Raw genomic sequence first — 15,467 nt, forward strand, 5'->3', positions numbered from 1 at the left:
GCGACCGGAGCCACAGCGGCCTCGGCAGCCAGAGCCTCAGGAGCCGTCACAGCGCGGGTCGCACGACGACGGGCACGCGGAGCCGGAGCGGCGGGCGCCTCGGCGACGGCGGCCGGAGCGGCCTCCGGTGCGGGGGCGGCCGGGGTCTCGATCACCATGCCCTCGGCGGCGGTGTCGGCGACGGGAGCTGCCACGGCGCGGGTCGCACGGCGGCGGGCACGGGCGGGAGCGGCGGCCGGAGCGGCCTCCTCCGCGGGGGCGGCCGGGGCGGCCTGCGCCACCGGGGTGCTCTCGGCGCTCTCGGCGCCGGGGGCGCCGGGCGGCCCCGCGGGCCGGGAAGCGGCGCGGCGACGCCTGCGCGGGGGCAGGCTGTCGCTCGGGCTGCCGCTGTCGGCGTTACCGGCGGTGGTGTTGTTGTTGGTGTTCTCGTTTTCAGTACTGGGCATTGCGGGCGGTTCTCCCGTCACGCTCCCGGGCGCCGCGGCTGACTTCCGGTCCGGCTCGGGTCCGCGTAATGAGCGCGGAGCCGGCCTCCGGGGCGCGTTCGCCACACGGGAGCTGTAGTCCATGGCCGCCGGTTCCGTACGTGTTGTCCGTACGGCCTGGCGGAAGTCTTCAGGTAGATGCGCTGCCCGACCCAGGTGGCTCCCGAGTGCCAGGGCTGCGCGACGACGACGATCCCTACGCGGCGGGACCTTCCGGCGCCTTCGCGTCGGCGGCCACGGCGCCCGTGGGTGGGGCGGCCGTGTCAGCTTCGCGGTCGGGCGCGAGCGGGTCGGTCACCGTGCCGGACTCCTCGTCGAAGAGCCCCTGCGCCAGCCTGGTCACCGCTGTGGGGACCGGCGGCGCCAGGTCGGCCACAGCTCGGAGACCGGACAGGACGTCGTCGGGTCGCACGGCAGGTGTCAGATGCCGAACAACCAGCCGCAGTATCGCACAGGCATTGTCCAGCGGCCTATCAGCCGGGGCGGGAAGCGCCTGAAGACTGACGACGGCCCCGCGCGTGTCGAAGGTCCGCATGCCGTTCTTGGTGCGGCGCTGGACCTCCACGGCCTCGGCGGCGAGGAAGGCCGCCACGGCCCGCTCGGCCTCGGCGGGCTCCACGCCGTCGAGGCGCAGCTCCCACACGGAGGCGGTCAGGCGCTCGGCGAGGCCCGAGGTCCGGGCCTCGACGGCCTCGATGATGTCGAGTCCGGTCGGCATGGACTCGTCGAGCAGCTCACGGAGCTTCTCGGGGTCACGGGACTCGGCGAGCCCGATCTCCAGGTACTCGGCCTCGCTGCCGGTCCCGGTGGGGGCGGCGTTGGCGTACGAGACGCGGGGGTGGGGGGTGAAGCCGGCCGAGTACGCCATCGGCACCTCGGCGCGGCGCAGAGCCCGCTCGAAGGCGCGCTGGAAGTCACGGTGGCTGGTGAACCGGAGGCGGCCGCGCTTGGTGTAGCGCAGTCGGATGCGCTGCACCACCGGTGCGGGAGGCGGGCCTTCGGGCTGTCGCTTGCCCAGTGGTTCTTCTCCTTGTACGGGGCTCCGCGGCCGGCGCGTCGCCCTGAGGTCTGTCGACCCGCTCCGGCTCACCCCCGCCGTTCGGACAGGGAGATCTCGGCAGCGGGTGCCGCGTCGGCGGCTGTCGTACTACCCAGAGTACGCGCCCGTGACCTCGCCGGTTCCACGGGAGGAGTACCGAACAGCGCCCGCCGCACGTCGGCCCGGACCTCGCGCACCGTGCTGCGGACCGTCCGCCACACCTCCCGCGCGAGCCGCCCGGCGGGCGCCAGCACATGCCGGTACACCCGGGAGGCGGGCCACCCGACGAGGATCCAGCCGACCCACTTGAACCCCCGCCACAGGGCGCCGGTGATCCGCCCGGCCACCTGCCAGGCCCAGGCGATGACCTTGCCCACGGGGGTGAGCACGAACCGGTACAGGCCGCCGGCGAGCCAGGCGATGCCGAGCCCGACGGGCCGCAGCAGGTACCGGTAGACGGCCGCGGCCGCCCACGCGAAGCCCCGACCGACCGGCACGAGCACATGACGCCAGGTCACAGTGGCGAGCCAGGCGAGTCCCAGGCCGACCGGCCGCAGTACGTACCGCCACAGCCCCACCCACGGCCAGACGAAGAGGGCCATGGCCAGCGCCCACCCGAGGGGGCGCAGGACGAACATGGCGCCGCGCGCCAGCGGGTCGAGCAGGTACCGGTGCAGCGCCCGTCCGGCCGGGGCGAGGACGTGGGCGTACAGGCCCGAGGCCAGCCACCCGATGCCCCGACCGACCGGCACGAGCACATACCGCCAGAGCCCGGTCCACGGCCACACGAACACCAGCTTCAGCAGGGTGACGGCCACCCACCCGAGGCCGCGGAGCACCGGTCCGAGGACGTGTTCGTACAGCGGCCCGAGCACGTGCCGGTGCGCGGCCCGCGCGCCTGCGACGAGCAGGTCCCAGACCACCCGTACGGGCAGCACGACCAGCACCGCCACGATCTTCACGGGAATCCGTACGACCCCCACCAGACAGCCGTGTCCACCCTGCGTGGGCTGCGGCTTTTCGATATCCATGCTGCTTAGGACACCAAAAAGCGCCCCACCGTTGCGCGTGGTCCCCTCGGGCCGGCCGATACCCGGTCCTCCCCGCACGGCACCCGGGGAACGGGGTGGCCGGAGACGGATACGGACGTGCCCCCCACCGTTCCCGGTGGGGGCCACGTCCGGACGGGCGTCAGCCCGAGGTCACTTCACGACCGACAGCGGAAGCAGCTTCTTCCCCGTCGGACCGATCTGGATCTGCGTGTCCATCTGCGGGCACACGCCGCAGTCGAAGCACGGGGTCCAGCGGCAGTCCTCGACCTCGGTCTCGTCGAGGGCGTCCTGCCAGTCCTCCCAGAGCCAGTCCTTGTCGAGACCGGAGTCGAGGTGGTCCCAGGGCAGGACCTCCTCGTAGGTGCGCTCGCGGGTCGTGTACCAGGCCACGTCCACGCCGTACGCGGGCAGCGTCTTCTGCGCGGCCTCCATCCAGCGGTCGTAACTGAAGTGCTCGCGCCAGCCGTCGAACCGGCCGCCCGACTCGTACACCGCGCGGATGACGTCACCGATGCGGCGGTCACCGCGCGAGAGGAGGCCCTCGACGATGCCCGGCTTGCCGTCGTGGTAGCGGAAGCCGATGGAGCGGCCGTACTTCTTGTCGCCGCGGATCTTGTCCCGGAGCTTGCCCAAACGGGCGTCCGTCTCCTCGGCCGACAGCTGCGGCGCCCACTGGAACGGGGTGTGCGGCTTGGGCACGAATCCGCCGATCGACACCGTGCAGCGGATGTCGTTCTGGCCGGAGACCTCGCGACCCTTGGCGATGACGTTGACCGCCATGTCGCCGATCTGGAGGACGTCCTCGTCGGTCTCGGTCGGCAGGCCGCACATGAAGTACAGCTTCACCTGGCGCCAGCCGTTGCCGTAGGCGGTGGCGACGGTCCGGATCAGGTCCTCTTCCGAGACCATCTTGTTGATGACCTTGCGCATGCGCTCGGAGCCGCCCTCGGGGGCGAAGGTCAGACCGGACCGACGGCCGTTGCGCGTCAGCTCGTTGGCCAGGTCCACGTTGAAGGCGTCCACGCGGGTCGACGGCAGGGACAGGCCCACCTTGTCGTCGGTGTACCGGTCGGCGAGGCCCTTGGCGATGTCGGCGATCTCGGTGTGGTCCGCGGAGGAGAGGGACAGCAGGCCGACCTCCTCGAAGCCCGTGGCCTTGAGGCCGCGCTCCACCATCTCGCCGATGCCGGTGATGCTTCGCTCCCGCACGGGGCGCGTGATCATGCCGGCCTGGCAGAAACGGCAGCCGCGGGTGCAGCCGCGGAAGATCTCGACGGACATCCGCTCATGGACGGTCTCGGCGAGCGGGACCAGCGGCTGCTTGGGGTACGGCCACTCGTCGAGGTCCATGACGGTGTGCTTGGACACGCGCCACGGGACGCCGGAGCGGTTGGGCACGACGCGGCCGATGCGGCCGTCCGGCAGGTACTCGACGTCGTAGAAGCCCGGCACGTAGACGTTGCCGGTCTTGGCCAGACGCAGCAGGACTTCCTCGCGGCCGCCCGGACGGCCCTCGGCCTTCCACGTACGGATGATCTCGGTCATGTCGAGGACGGCCTGTTCGCCGTCGCCGATGACCGCGCAGTCGATGAACTCGGCGATCGGCTCGGGGTTGAAGGCCGCGTGGCCGCCGGCGAGGACGATGGGGTGGTCGACCGTACGGTTCCTGGACTCCAGCGGGATGCCCGCGAGGTCCAGGGCCGTGAGCATGTTGGTGTAGCCGAGCTCGGTGGAGAAGGAGAGCCCGAAGACGTCGAAGGCGCTGACGGGGCGGTGGCTGTCCACGGTGAACTGCGGGACCTTGTGCTCGCGCATCAGGGCTTCGAGGTCCGGCCACACGGAGTACGTGCGCTCCGCGAGCACGCCCTCGCGCTCGTTCAGCACCTCGTAGAGGATCATGACGCCCTGGTTGGGCAGCCCGACCTCGTACGCGTCCGGGTACATCAGCGCCCAGCGGACGTCTGCGGCATCCCAGTCCTTGACGGTGGAGTTCAGCTCCCCCCCGACGTACTGGATGGGCTTCTGCACATGCGGGAGCAGAGCTTCGAGCTGTGGGAAGACCGACTCGGACATCACGCGACTTTCGTGAAGCGGGCAGGGGGCGACTCTCAAGCGTACCCCGGGGCACGGTCGGCCCCCGTCCACGTGATCAGCCCAGGGCCGCGCGCAGCGCCGGGTCCGAGGCCTTGGCCCAGGTGTCCGGAAGCTCCCGTTCGCACCGCTCGGCCACGGCCTCCTCGCGGGCGTAGAGCACGCCCCAGGTGAAGGCGGACTCCCCCGCCTCCTCCGCCTCGGCGGCGAGGCCGCGCAGGGCCTCGCGCGCGACCACGGCGTCCTGGTGGTCGCCGAGCAGGGACTGGACCCGCTTCACGGCCTTGGTCAGGCGTTTCGCCGGCTTGCCGAGCGCTGGCACGGCCGCGTCCGCCGCGTACCGGGCGCGCTTCGCGGCCTTGCGGGCGCCGTGCAGGGCCCGGTCCCGCTCGTCGCCCTCGGGCAGGTCCAGGGCGCCGTCGATCCGGCCGGCGAGGCGCTCGTAGTCGCGGAGCACCGCCTTCGGCAGGACGCGCTCGGCGCGTCCCGAGGCGGCCTTGCGCAGCGGGGGGTCGGCCAGCAGGGCGTCGAGGGAGTCCAGGAGGGCGAGGTAGCGCCGGTTGTCGAGTACGGCCAGGGCCCGGCGCCGCGATGCTGAGCGGCGGGTGTCGTTCCAGGCGCGCAGGCGGCTGTCGACCGGTCCCACCCGCAGGTTGCCCGGCAGTTCGTCGAGCCGGGTCCGGATCCCTTCCAGCAGGACCTCCTGATCGCGGTCGACGCCGAGCTCGCCGGACAGCCAGCGCAGTTCCCGGCCGACCGGGTCGGTGGCGGTGCGGTCCAGCACCTTGCGGTACGTCTTGAAGGCGCTGCGGAGCCTGCGGCCGGCGACCCGCATCTGGTGGACGGCGTCCGGCAGGTCCCGCCGTACGGCCGGGTCGTGGGCCATCAGGGCGTCGCGCTGTTTCCAGAGGTACGCCAGGACGTACGCGCCCGCCGTGCCGTCGAGGTCGCCCGGCCCGGGCCGGGCCGGGAGGGCGGTACCGGTTTCGGCCAGGGCGCGGGCGAGCTTCGAGGGGGCGTCGGAGACACGGAGCCCGGCCTTGCGGAAGGTCTTCTCGACCGCGTCGAGCAGTGCGGGGTCCGTCCCGTCGGCGAGTTCCACCTCGACCTCGGTCCAGGCGGCGGTGGCCTCGTCGCGCTCGGCCACCACGGTGTCGGTGCTCAGTTCCGCGAGCAAGGCTCCGTCGGCGTCGAGGAGGTGGCTGACCCTGCGTGAGGAGAGGATCCTGACCTGCGGCTCCAGTGCGGTGTGCCGGACGCGGGAACGGACCAGGGCGGCGAGCGAGCCGGGGACGGTGGCGCCGTCGCGGTCACCGTCGTCGGCGCCGTCGCGGGCACCGCCGCCGTCGTCGCCGTCGCCGAGCGGCGCCGCGATCTCCTCGCGGATCCCCGGGGAGACGGGCAGTTTGAGGTGCCATCCCGCGTCCGCGCCGCCGGTTCTGCGCCTCAGGGTGAGGCCGTCGGCGGCGAGCCGCTGGTCGGGGGTGTCGTAGTAGACGGCGTCGAGGTCGACGGTGCCCTGGTCGGAGACGGCCGCGATCGCGGCCGTGCCCGTCAGGTCCGGCACCTCCTGCCGAGCCCGCTTCGACTGCTTCGACTGCTTCGAGCGCTTCCCGTCGGCCGGGGTGAACTCGAATTTCCGCTCGATCTCACGCGTCGTGTCCGCCATAGACCGAATTTAGTCCTGAACGGATCTCAGCGGCAGGGTGAACGGGGCATCAGGCCGACAGCGGCCGTTGCACCTTGATCGACTGCAACAGCCCGACGGCCACCCACACCGCGAACATCGACGAGCCTCCGTAGGACACGAACGGCAGCGGCAGCCCCGCCACCGGCATGATGCCGAGCGTCATCCCGATGTTCTCGAAGGACTGGAAGGCGAACCAGGCGATGATCCCGGCGCACACGATCGTCCCGTACAGCTCGGTGGTCTCCCGGGCGATCACGCAGGCCCGCCACAGCACGATGCCGAGCAGCACGAGGATCAGCCCGGCCCCGATGAAGCCCAGCTCCTCCCCCGCCACCGTGAAGACGAAGTCGGTCTGCTGCTCCGGCACGAACTGGCCGGTGGTCTGGGAGCCCTTGAAGAGCCCGGAGCCGGTCAGTCCGCCGGAGCCGATCGCGATGCGCGCCTGGTTGGTGTTGTAGCCGACGCCGGCCGGGTCGAGCTCCGGGTTGGCGAAGGCCGCGAAGCGGTTGAGCTGGTACTCGTCGAGTACGCCCAGCTGCCATATCAGGACGGCTCCGGCCGCGCCCGAGCCGAGCAGGCCCAGCACCCAGCGGTTGGAGGCCCCCGAGCCGAGCAGCACACCGAGCACGATCACCACCATGACCATGACGGAGCCGAGGTCGGGCATCAGCATGACGATGCCCATCGGGGCGGCCGCCAGGCAGAGCGCTTTGACGACCGTGCGGTGGTCGGGGTGGTCGAGGTCGCCCGCGTCGACCCGGGTCGCCAGCAGCATCGCCATGCCCAGGATGATCGTGATCTTCACGAACTCGGAGGGCTGGAGGGAGAAGCCGCCACCGATCACGATCCACGCGTGGGCGCCGTTGATGGTGGCGCCGAGCGGGGTGAGCACCGCGATGACGAGCACGAGCGAGAGCCCGTACAGGACCGGCACGGCGCCGCGCAGGGTGCGGTGGCCGAGCCAGATGGTGCCGATCATCAGCACCAGGCCGATGCCGGTGTTCAGGGCGTGCCGGTAGAGGAAGTAGTAGGGGTCCCCCTGGTTCAGCTGGGTCCGGTTGCGGGTCGCCGACCACACCAGCAGGGCGCCGATGAGGGACAGCGCCAGCGCGCTGAGGAGTATCGGCCAGTCGAGCCGGCGCACCACCGAGTCGCGGGCGGTGAGCCGGGCCATCACCCCGCGCTCGGGCGCGTACCGGGAGACGGAGAACTTGTTCGCGGTCTGCATGTCGGTTTTCGGTCCTCAGTCGTGCCATGCGGCGGGCGGCCCGGCGAGCACGGCCGGCGCCAGCTCCTCCGGGGACGGCGGCACGTACGGCCGGATCTCGGGGGCGTCGATGGAGCCGTCGGGGTGGATCCTGGGCAGTTTCGCCTCGGGCCTGGGCAGCAGGGCCTTCTTCGGGTCCTGCTTGCCGGCCATGTCGAGGCCGTAGATGGCATTGAAGATGTTGCGCACGGCGGGGCCGGAGGCCCCGGAGCCGGTGCCGCCCTGGGAGATCGTCATGACGATCGTGAAGTCGTCGGTGTAGGTCGCCAGCCACGAAGTGGTCTGCTTGCCGTAGACCTGGGCGGTGCCGGTCTTGGCCCGCATCGGAATCTTGTCCTGCGGCCAGCCGCCGAACCGCCAGGCGGCGGTGCCGCCGGGCTCGACGACGGAGCGCAGGCCCTTGTCGAGGTCGCTGACGGTCTGGGCGTCGACCGGCAGCCTGCCGTGGGGCCTGGGCTTGATCATCTGGATCCGCTTGCCGTCGGGGCTGATCACGGCCTTGCCGACGATGGGGTCGTGGAGGGTGCCGCCGTTGCTGATGGCGGCGTAAGCGGTGGCCATCTGGATGGGGGTGACGAGGACGTCGCCCTGACCGATGGCGAAGTTGATGCTGTCGAAGGCCTTCAGCTGGTTGCCTTCGAGGCAGCTCTCGTAGGCGATCTGCTCGACGTAGGTGCCGCCCTTCTTGCCCTGCTTGCACCAGGAGTTCTTGTTGGCCTTCCAGAAGCTCTTCTTCCACTGGCGGTCGGGGATGCGGCCGGTGACCTCGTTCGGCAGGTCGATCCCGGTCTCGGAGCCGAGTCCGAAGTCACGGGCGGTCCGGTAGAACCAGTCGTGGGCGTCCTTCTTGGGCTCGAGGCCGCCGTCGCGCTGCCACTCCTTGTGCCCGAGGGCGTAGAAGACGGTGTTGCAGGAGAACTTGAGGGCGTCGGCGAGGGAGATGGGGCCGTGCCCCTTGGACTCGAAGTTCGCGAAGCTCCGGCCGCCGAGGCTGTAGGAACTGCTGCAGTTGTAGCGGCTGTAGAAGGGGTAGCCGGCCCGCACGGCCGCGCTCGCCGACACCACCTTGAAGATGGAGCCCGCGGGGGCCTGGCCCTGGATGGCCCGGTTGAGCAGCGGGTAGTTGGACTTCTTGCTGGTGAGCTTGGCGTAGTCCTTGGCGGAAATGCCGCCGACCCAGGCGTTGGGGTCGTAGTCGGGCTGGGAGGCCATCGCGACGACGCGGCCGGTCTTGGACTCCATGACGACGACGGCGCCCGAGTCGGCCTCGTACTTGCGGCCGGTGATCTTGTCGGTCTCCTGACGGACGGTCTTCATCGCCTGCTGGAGCTCGTATTCGGCGACGGACTGGACCCGGGCGTCGATGCTGGTGACGAGGGTGGACCCGGCCACGCCCGGGTCGGACTCGGTCTGGCCCATGACCCGGCCGAGGTTGTCGACCTCGTACGAGGTGACCGCCGCCTTGCCGCGCAACTCCTTGTCGTACGTGCGCTCGAGTCCGGAGCGGCCGACCTGGTCGGAGCGCAGGTGCGGCGAGTCGGTGTCCTTGGCCTGCTGGATCTCCTCGTCGGTGACCGGCGAGAGGTAGCCGAGCACCTGCGCGGTGCGGGCCGCGCCGGGGGCCGGGTAGCGGCGGACGGCGGTGGGCTCCGCGGTGATGCCGGGGAAGTCCTCGGGGCGTTCGCGGATCTGCAGCGCCTGCTGCGTGGTGGCTTCGAGGGTGACCGGAATGGGCTGGTACGGGGAGCCGTTCCAGCAGGGCTTGGGGGTCTGGGAGTCGCAGAGCCGGACCTTGTCCATGACCTCCTTGGGGGTCATGTCCAGGACGTCGGCGAGGCGGGTCATGACGGCCTTGCCCCTGTCCTTCATCTTCATCAGCTTCGTGCGGCTGGCAGAGACGACCAGGCGGGTCTCGTTGTCGGCGAGCGGGACACCGCGGGCGTCGAGGATCGACCCGCGCACGGCGGGCTGGACCACCCGCTGGACGTGGTTGCTCTTGGCCTCGTGGTAGTACTCCTCGCCGTTGCGGATCTGGAGGTACCAGAGGCGTCCGCCGAGGGTGAAGAAGAGGGAGAGGACGAGTACCTGGATGATGACGAGCCGGATCTGCACCCGGGAGGTGCGGCCGGTCTCCGGAATGTTGGTCACGTCTGCTCCTCCCTCACAGTTTCTTGACGCTCTTCACACCCTTGACGCCCTTTATGCGGACGGCCCGGTTGGCGCGGCCCCGCGCGGTCCTCAGCCGCAGGCCGCCGCGCTGGCTGCCGATGCGCAGGCCCGTACCGCCGGCCAGCCAGCCGGAGGAGACGTCGGTGCCCCGGGGCGAGCCGCCGTTGGCCTCGACGGCCATCGGGTCGTTCTCGGCGCGCCGGGCCAGCGCCATGATGAACGGCACGGTGAAGGGCGCGAGCAGCAGGTCGTAGAGGGTCGCGGTGAACAGCAGCCCGGTCAGGCCCACGTGGCGGGCGGCGGTGTCGCCGACGAGGGCGCCCACGCCCGCGTAGAGCAGGGTGGAGCCGATCGCGGCGGCGACGACGGTGAGCATCGGGCCCCAGGCGGAGCGGAACCGTCCGGCGTCGGGGCGGACCAGGCCGGCCAGGTAGCCGATGACGCACAGGACGAGCGCGTACCGCCCGGCGGCGTGGTCGGCGGGCGGGGCGAGGTCGGCGAGGAGCCCGGCGGCGAAGCCGATGAGGGCGCCGCTGAGGTGCCCGTACACGAGGGCGAGGGCGACGACGGTGAGCAGCAGCAGGTCGGGGACGGCGCCGGGCAGTTGGAGTCGGCCCAGGACGCTGACCTGGACGACGAGGGCGACCACGACGAGCGTGGCCGAGAGCAGGATGCGGTTGAAGGGCATGGGCGGTCAGCTCCTACTCGTCGGCCGGCTTGCCGGGTGCACTGGCGGACGGGGTGACCGTGACGGTGACCGTCGGGATGGGCTTGGGCGCCTCGGGCTTGGGTGGCAGCACGGCGTCGCGCGGATCCTCGCGCGGCGGCATGACGACCACTCCGACGATGTCCAGGCGCGAGAAACCCACGTACGGACGCACCCAGACCGTGCGGGTCAGGTCGCCGCGCGAGGGGTCGACCTTGACGACCTCGCCGATCGGCACGCCGGGCACGAAGGGCTTGTTGCCGCGCGAGCCGAAGGTCACGAGCCGGTCGCCGGGATTGACCTTGGCCTTGCCGTTGAGCATCTGGACGGACAGGGCACGGTCGCCCTGGCCGGTGGCGAAGCCGAGCTCGCCGGTCTTCTCCAGACGGGTGCCGACGGTGAAGTCGGGGTCGTTGGCGAGGACGACGGTGGCGGTGTCGGGGCCGACGGTGCTGACCCTGCCGACGAGTCCGTCGCCGTTGAGGACGGTCATGTCGCGCTCGATGCCGTCCTTGCTGCCGGCGTCGATGGTGACGGTCCAGGAGAAGCCCTGAGCCGCTCCTATCGCGATGACCTCGGCACCCTTGATGCCGTACTGTCCGGCGCCGGCCCGCTTGAGCATCTCGTCGAGCTCGCGGATCCGGCTGCGGGTCTGGTCCTCGCTGCCCAGCTTGGCCTTCAGCGCCGCGTTCTCGCGCTCCAGCGTGGCGATGCGGTTGTGGCGCTCGCCGGAGTCCCGTACCGCCCCTATGGCGTGGGCGACCGGGTCCACCGCGGTTGCCACGCCCTTCTCGACCGGGCCGAAGACCGCTGCGGCGGCCTGTCGGGCACCGTCGACCGGCGACTCCTCGCCCGCTCTGATGTCCACCGTGATCAACGCGAACGCGGTGGCGATCAGAAGCACCAGGAGCAGCCGGCTTTCTCGTGTGTCCCTCACGTGCGGCGGCCGTGCCTTCCTCGTAGATACTCGTGCGGCGAAGCCGCTCCGGTGGAGCCGGGGCTCGCACCGGACTCTGCCTGTATATCAACGATCCGCCGCACGGGCCCGGTAGCACCCGTACGGCGGATCCTTGTGTTCCGCATGGCCCCTTGGGCAGCGAGGGGTGGGTCAGCGCCCCGGTTCAGCGGCGGGGCTGCGCGTCCAGCACCTGCTGGAGCGCCTCGAACTCCTCGACGCACTTGCCCGACCCGAGCGCGACGGAGTCGAGCGGGTCCTCGGCGATGTGGATCGGCATGCCCGTCTCACGGCGCAGCCGCTCGTCGAGGCCGCGCAGCAGAGCGCCGCCGCCGGTCAGGACGATGCCGCGGTCCATGATGTCGCCGGAGAGCTCCGGCGGGCACTTGTCGAGCGTGGTCTTGACCGCGTCGACGATGGCGTTGACCGGCTCCTCGATGGCCTTGCGGACCTCGGCGGCCGAGATGACCACGGTCTTGGGCAGGCCCGAGACCAGGTCGCGGCCGCGGATCTCGGTGTGCTCGTCCTTGTCGAGGTCGTACGCCGACCCGATGGTGATCTTGATCTGCTCGGCGGTGCGCTCGCCGAGGAGGAGCGAGTACTCCTTCTTGATGTGCTGGATGATCGCGTTGTCGAGCTCGTCGCCGGCCACCCGGATGGACTGTGCCGTGACGATTCCGCCGAGGGAGATGACGGCGACCTCGGTGGTGCCGCCGCCGATGTCCACGACCATGTTTCCGGTGGCCTCGTGGACGGGCAGGCCCGCGCCGATGGCGGCGGCCATGGGCTCCTCGATGATGTGCACCTGACGGGCGCCGGCCTGCGTGGACGCCTCGATGACGGCACGGCGCTCGACTCCGGTGATACCGGAGGGCACGCAGACCACGACACGCGGACGGGCCAGGTAGCGGCGCTTGTGGATCTTGAGGATGAAGTACCGGAGCATACGCTCGGTGATCTCGAAGTCGGCGATCACGCCGTCTTTGAGGGGCCGTACGGCGACGATGTTGCCGGGCGTGCGCCCGATCATCTTCTTCGCCTCCGAGCCGACCGCCAGGATGCCGCCGGTGTTCGTGTTGATGGCGACCACGGACGGCTCGTTCAGGACGATCCCCCGGCCCCTCACGTACACCAGCGTGTTGGCGGTCCCGAGGTCGATCGCCATGTCACGGCCGATGAACGACATGTTGTTCCCCTTGTTCCCCATGAGGAGCGTCTGGCCTTCCACTTGATAGCGGCTGCTGTCAGGTCGGCGAGGTGGGTGTGTGGGTGGAGGCCCCATCGTAGTGCCGCACGTACGGACATCGCGCGACGGGACTCCGGCAATCCCGCCGGATCGGATACCCGCCCCCAATAGTGGTGACGTCGTGTCCTGTCCATGCGTTCCCGGCGCGGCCCGGTAATACCTGAGGGCGACCGAAATTACTTCGGTCGCCCCAGGTGGTGAGCGCTATTTGGCTTATGCGGCGTCAGAAAGAGCTGCTCAGAGAGCCGGGAAGAACAGCTTCAGCTCACGCTCGGCGGACTCCTCGGAATCCGAGGCGTGGATCAGGTTCTCCCGGGTGATGGTGCCGAAGTCCCCCCGGATGGAGCCGGGCGCCGCGGCGATCGGGTCGGTGGGCCCGGCCAGCTGGCGGACACCCTCGATGACGCGCTCCCCTTCGACGACCAGGGCGACGACCGGACCGCTGGACATGAAGCCCATGAGGGGCTCGTAGAACGGGCGGCCGACGTGCTCGGCGTAGTGCTGCTCCAGGATGCTCCGGTCGAGCGTGCGCAGCTCCAGCGCGGGAATGCTCCAGCCGGCCTTGCGCTCGAAGCGGCCGATGATCTCGCCCACCAGGCCACGCCTGACCGCGTCCGGCTTGAGCAGGACGAGCGTGCGCTGGGTCATGTTGTAACTCCTTGCGGCATACGGGTGCGGTTACCCGAGGCTACAGGGGCAGGGAAAAGCCGGCGCGCAGACCCCGCACCCCGCGGCCGCGGGAGAGCGGGCGGCGCCGTAGGGCTGCCGCCGGGGCGGACCCGGGTGACTCCCGCCCGGGCGCGGAGGCGGCCGGCCCTCGCGGGGGCCGGCCAGGTGCGCGGTTCGGGCACCCGGCCGGCACGCCGCGCGAGTTCAGGCCTGGGCTTCGCTCTGCGCGGCTGCCCAGCGGGCCTTGATGGTGTCGACCTTGCGGCCGTAGTGCACCGAGCACCACCACAGGCCGGCGAAGACAGCGCCGAGGAAGAACATCGTCGGAACGACGAAGCCGCTCAGGACCAGCCCGATCTGCAGCGCCCAGCCCAGCTGGACCGCGCCGGGACGCGACAGCATCCCGCACAGCAGCACCGACAGCAGCATCGCGACACCGCACACCGTCCAGACCTCGCCCTGGGTCAGGTCCGGGTTCTTCATGGCCACCAGCCCGGCGAAGCCGATCACGAAGAACTCGCCGATCAGCGTCGAAGCACACAGCGTGCGCATCCCTCAGCCCCTCTTCAGCAGCAGGCGGGCCTCGCCCACCGTGATCACGGAACCGGTCACCAGGACCCCGGCCCCTCCGTATTCCGCTTCTTCCTCCGCCAGGGTGATCGCCGCCTCCAGGGCGTCGTCCAGCCGCGGCTCCACCTGCACCCGGTCCGTGCCGAAGACCTCGACCGCGATGGCCGCCAGGTCGTCCGCGCTCATGGCCCGGTGGCTGGAGTTCTCCGTCACCACCACCTCGGCGAAGATCGGCTCGAACGCCTCGAACACGCCGCGGACGTCCTTGCCCTCGCTCGCGCCCACCACCCCGATCAGCCGGCTGAAGCCGAACGACTCGGTGACCGCCTCCGCGGCGGCAGCCGCACCCGCCGGATTGTGCGCCGCGTCCAGGACCACCGTCGGACTGCGCCGCACGACCTCCATGCGGCCGGGCGAGGTCACCGCGGCGAAGGCCTTGCGTACGGTGTCCAGGTCCAGGACCCGCGCGTGCTCCTGGCCGATGCCGAAGAAGGCCTCGACCGCGGCCAGCGCCACCGCCGCGTTGTTCGCCATGTGCGCGCCGTACAGCGGCAGGAAGATGCCGTCGTACTCCCCGCCCACGCCGCGCAGCGTGAGCTGCTGCCCGCCGACCGCGACCTCGCGCGAGACGACGCCGAACTCCATGCCCTCGCGGGCGACCGTCGCGTCGACCTCGACGGCCCTCTTCAGCAGGACCTGCGCCGCGTCCACCGGCTGCTGCGCCAGGATCACGGTGGCGCCCTGCTTGATGATGCCGCCCTTCTCCTGGGCGATCTCGCCGGGCGTGGAGCCCAGCCGGTCGGTGTGGTCCAGGCTGATGGGGGTGACCACCGCGACCGAACCGTCGATGACGTTGGTCGCGTCCCAGCTGCCGCCCATGCCGACCTCGACGACGGCCGCGTCGACCGGGGCGTCCGCGAAGGCCGCGTACGCCATCCCGGTGAGGACCTCGAAGAAGGACAGCCGGTACTCCTCGGCGGTGTCGACCATCTCCACGTACGGCTTGATGTCGTGGTACGTCTCCACGAAGCGCTCGGCGGTGATCGGCGCCCCGTCGAGACTGATCCGCTCGGTGATCGACTGCACGTGCGGGCTGGTGTAGCGGCCGGTGCGCAGTTCGAAGGCGTTCAGCAGGGCCTCGATCATGCGGGCCGTGCTGGTCTTGCCGTTGGTGCCGGTGACATGGATCGAGGGGTACGCGCGCTGCGGCTCGCCCAGCACGTCCATCAGGGCCGCGATGCGCGACACGGACGGCTCCAGCTTGGTCTCGCCCCAGCGGCCGGCGAGCTCCTGCTCCACCTCCAGCAGCGCCTTCGCGACCTCCGGGTCGGTGGGCGGCGCGGGTACCGGCTCGCCCTGGGGCGGTCCGGCCTGGGCGCGCAGGGTACGGCTACCGGCCTCGATCACCGCCAGGTCGGGGTCGCGGTCGGACTCTTCCGCGACGATCTGGTCGAACTCGTCGAAGCGGTCGTGGCTCTCGGGCTGCTGCTCACTCACGCACCCAGTCTACGGACGAGGACCCACAGGA

The 15,467-nt window shown here is 71.0% G+C and carries 12 protein-coding genes and 1 pseudogene; all 13 read right to left on the bottom strand.

Annotated features, from left to right (window positions below; genetic code table 11):
• A pseudogene (locus tag ABZX75_RS01995) lies at positions 1 to 446 on the bottom strand (ribonuclease E/G); the annotation flags it as partial.
• A gap of 235 nt (positions 447 to 681) precedes the next feature.
• Positions 682 to 1,461, bottom strand: coding sequence for a TIGR03936 family radical SAM-associated protein (locus ABZX75_RS02000; RefSeq protein ID WP_355406761.1), 780 nt, complete (start codon positions 1,459 to 1,461; stop codon positions 682 to 684).
• Between the two features lie 110 nt (positions 1,462 to 1,571).
• Entirely contained in the window at positions 1,572 to 2,555 is a 984-nt protein-coding gene (locus tag ABZX75_RS02005; RefSeq protein WP_355406763.1) for a hypothetical protein, read from the bottom strand.
• A 171-nt stretch (positions 2,556 to 2,726) separates the two neighbouring features.
• Complete coding sequence (locus tag ABZX75_RS02010; RefSeq protein ID WP_355406765.1) at positions 2,727 to 4,652, bottom strand: TIGR03960 family B12-binding radical SAM protein; 1,926 nt, start codon at positions 4,650 to 4,652, stop codon at positions 2,727 to 2,729.
• A gap of 73 nt (positions 4,653 to 4,725) precedes the next feature.
• Complete coding sequence (locus ABZX75_RS02015) at positions 4,726 to 6,336, bottom strand: CYTH and CHAD domain-containing protein (RefSeq protein WP_355406767.1); 1,611 nt, start codon at positions 6,334 to 6,336, stop codon at positions 4,726 to 4,728.
• 49 nt (positions 6,337 to 6,385) lie between these two features.
• Positions 6,386 to 7,585 (bottom strand): rod shape-determining protein RodA, encoded by a 1,200-nt coding sequence (gene rodA / locus ABZX75_RS02020; protein WP_355406769.1) that lies wholly within the window; start codon positions 7,583 to 7,585, stop codon positions 6,386 to 6,388.
• Positions 7,586 to 7,600: 15 nt separating this feature from the next.
• Entirely contained in the window at positions 7,601 to 9,772 is a 2,172-nt protein-coding gene (gene mrdA, locus ABZX75_RS02025; RefSeq protein WP_355406771.1) for a penicillin-binding protein 2, read from the bottom strand.
• A gap of 13 nt (positions 9,773 to 9,785) precedes the next feature.
• Positions 9,786 to 10,481 (bottom strand): rod shape-determining protein MreD, encoded by a 696-nt coding sequence (gene mreD / locus ABZX75_RS02030; protein ID WP_355406773.1) that lies wholly within the window; start codon positions 10,479 to 10,481, stop codon positions 9,786 to 9,788.
• A 13-nt stretch (positions 10,482 to 10,494) separates the two neighbouring features.
• The gene (mreC, locus tag ABZX75_RS02035; RefSeq protein WP_355406775.1) at positions 10,495 to 11,436 is read right to left on the bottom strand and encodes a rod shape-determining protein MreC; all 942 of its coding nucleotides are present in this window, start codon (positions 11,434 to 11,436) and stop codon (positions 10,495 to 10,497) included.
• 184 nt (positions 11,437 to 11,620) lie between these two features.
• Positions 11,621 to 12,640 carry a rod shape-determining protein gene (locus ABZX75_RS02040; RefSeq protein WP_069923827.1) on the bottom strand — a complete coding sequence of 340 codons (1,020 nt, stop codon included), beginning with the start codon at positions 12,638 to 12,640 and terminating at the stop codon, positions 11,621 to 11,623.
• A 297-nt stretch (positions 12,641 to 12,937) separates the two neighbouring features.
• Positions 12,938 to 13,348 carry a nucleoside-diphosphate kinase gene (gene ndk / locus ABZX75_RS02045; protein WP_355406777.1) on the bottom strand — a complete coding sequence of 137 codons (411 nt, stop codon included), beginning with the start codon at positions 13,346 to 13,348 and terminating at the stop codon, positions 12,938 to 12,940.
• A 225-nt stretch (positions 13,349 to 13,573) separates the two neighbouring features.
• The gene (locus ABZX75_RS02050) at positions 13,574 to 13,921 is read right to left on the bottom strand and encodes a DUF4233 domain-containing protein (RefSeq protein ID WP_355406779.1); all 348 of its coding nucleotides are present in this window, start codon (positions 13,919 to 13,921) and stop codon (positions 13,574 to 13,576) included.
• A gap of 3 nt (positions 13,922 to 13,924) precedes the next feature.
• The gene (locus tag ABZX75_RS02055) at positions 13,925 to 15,436 is read right to left on the bottom strand and encodes a folylpolyglutamate synthase/dihydrofolate synthase family protein (protein WP_355406781.1); all 1,512 of its coding nucleotides are present in this window, start codon (positions 15,434 to 15,436) and stop codon (positions 13,925 to 13,927) included.
• Positions 15,437 to 15,467: the final 31 nt, after the last annotated feature.

Origin of the sequence: Streptomyces sp. NPDC003038 (assembly GCF_040611115.1) — a bacterium.
Classification (GTDB): Bacteria; Actinomycetota; Actinomycetes; order Streptomycetales; family Streptomycetaceae; genus Streptomyces.